Origin of the sequence: Allobosea sp. CER48 (assembly GCF_044752385.1) — a bacterium.
GTDB lineage: Bacteria > Pseudomonadota > Alphaproteobacteria > Rhizobiales > Beijerinckiaceae > Allobosea.
On record NZ_JBIWYK010000556.1, the window covers coordinates 1 to 1,797 of the forward strand.

Below are 1,797 nucleotides of genomic sequence, written 5' to 3' on the forward strand. Positions count from 1 at the left end.
AGGAAGATAGGTACCAGGACGGAGCCTCGGCCGCCGCGGATCAGTGCCGCGTCGTCTCGTCGTCCTTCCGCGCCACCTGGGCCTGCTCGAAGGTCGCCATGCCGGAGTGGACTGCGGCAGCGGCCTTGACGAGGCCAGCGGCGAGCGCAGCACCCGTGCCCTCACCCAGGCGCATGTCGAGCGCGAGCAGCGGCACCTTGCCGAGACGCGCCAGCACGTCGGCATGCGCACCTTCGGCCGAGAGATGGCCAGCGATGCAGTGGTCGATCGCGGAAGGTTCGATCGCATGCAGGACCGCGGCGGCTGCCGTCACGACGTAGCCATCCAGGATCACCGGGATGCTCTGCGAACGCGCGGCGATGATGGCACCGCAGATCGCCGCGACCTCGCGCCCGCCGAGCCGGCGCAGCACTTCGAGCGGATCCTTGAGATGGGCACGATGCAGCGCGAGGCCCGCCTCGACGGCCGCGACCTTGCGGCGGAAGCCGGCTTCGTCGACGCCGGTGCCATGGCCGCACCAATGCGCGGCATCGCCACCGTAGAGCGCGGCATAGATGGCCGCCGCCGAGGTGGTGTTGCCGATGCCCATCTCACCGAGGCAGAGCAGGTCCGTGCCGCCGACGAGCGCTTCCATGCCGAAGGCCATGGTGGCGACGCAGGCGCGTTCATCGAGCGCATCGGTCTGCGTGAAGTCGCCGGTCGGCAGATCGAGTGCGAGGTCGAAGACCTTGAAGCCGAGATCATAGGCAGCGCAGATCTGGTTGATCGCGGCGCCGCCGGCGGCGAAGTTCTCCAGCATCTGGCGCGTCACCGATTGCGGATAGGCCGAGACGCCCTGCGCCACCACGCCGTGATTGCCGGCGAAGACACAGACCAGCGGGCGGTCGACGCGCGGGGGCGCCTTGCCCTGCCAGGCCGCCAGCCACTCCGCGATCTCCTCCATGCGGCCCAGGCTGCCGGCCGGCTTGGTCAGGTTGGCGTCGCGGGCGCGTACGGCGTTCGCGGCGGCCATATCTGGACCGGGCATCGCGGCGATGAGTTCGCGGATATCGTCGAAGGGCAATCCGGAGGCGGCCATGGCTGTTCCGTCGAGCAAAGGGGCTTGGCCCCACGCGCATGGGCGTGGCGGCGCGGTCTGCGCTGCTGCTATAGGCTCAGGCGCGTGAAGACAATCGAGCGGGGCAGCGCGGCAGGCATGGCCGAGGTCGAGACGACGACGGAGACGACCCCGCCGGACTGGCCGGGCTGGACGATCGCGACAGCGATCTGCCTGCGCTTCTGGTCGCGCCTGCCCGTGCCGCCGCTGCCGGGAGAAACCGACGGCCACGCCATCCCGGATTTCCGGAGCGTGCCGCGCGCCCTGCCCTTCGCCGCGCTCGTGATCGCTGCGCCGGCCGCCCTCGTCGCGCTGGGCGCGGGGCTTGCGGGGCTGAGCAGCTTCGTCGTGGCGGCGCTCGCGCTGACCGCGCTGGCGCTGGCGACCGGAGCCTTTCACGAGGACGGCCTTGCCGATACCGCGGACGGGCTGTTCGGCGGCCACACGCCGGAGCGTCGCCTCGAGATCATGAAGGACAGCCGTATCGGCTCCTACGGGGCCCTGGCGCTAGGCCTGTCGCTTCTCCTGCGAGCGAGCCTCATCGCGCTGATCCTCGACCGGTCCGGTGCGTGGGCTGCTGCGGCCGCCGTGCTCGCCGTCGCGCCCTGGTCACGTTCGGAGGCGGTATTCCTGCTCGCGACGCAACCGGCGGCGCGCAGCAGCGGCGCCGCGGCGGCTGTCGGCCAGCCCTCGCTCCTCAC

Annotated in this window: 2 protein-coding genes; one reads left to right on the plus strand and one right to left on the minus strand. The window is 71.3% G+C overall.

Features of this window, described 5'->3' with window-relative positions; genetic code table 11:
• Positions 1-40: 40 nt before the first annotated feature.
• Positions 41-1,078 (minus strand): nicotinate-nucleotide--dimethylbenzimidazole phosphoribosyltransferase, encoded by a 1,038-nt coding sequence (gene cobT, locus ACIPIA_RS15480; RefSeq protein ID WP_400510835.1) that lies wholly within the window; start codon positions 1,076-1,078, stop codon positions 41-43.
• Between the two features lie 84 nt (positions 1,079-1,162).
• Between cobT and ACIPIA_RS15485 the strand changes: the two genes are divergently transcribed.
• The coding region (locus tag ACIPIA_RS15485; RefSeq protein WP_400510837.1) for an adenosylcobinamide-GDP ribazoletransferase at positions 1,163-1,797 on the plus strand (635 nt) is incomplete at its 3' end.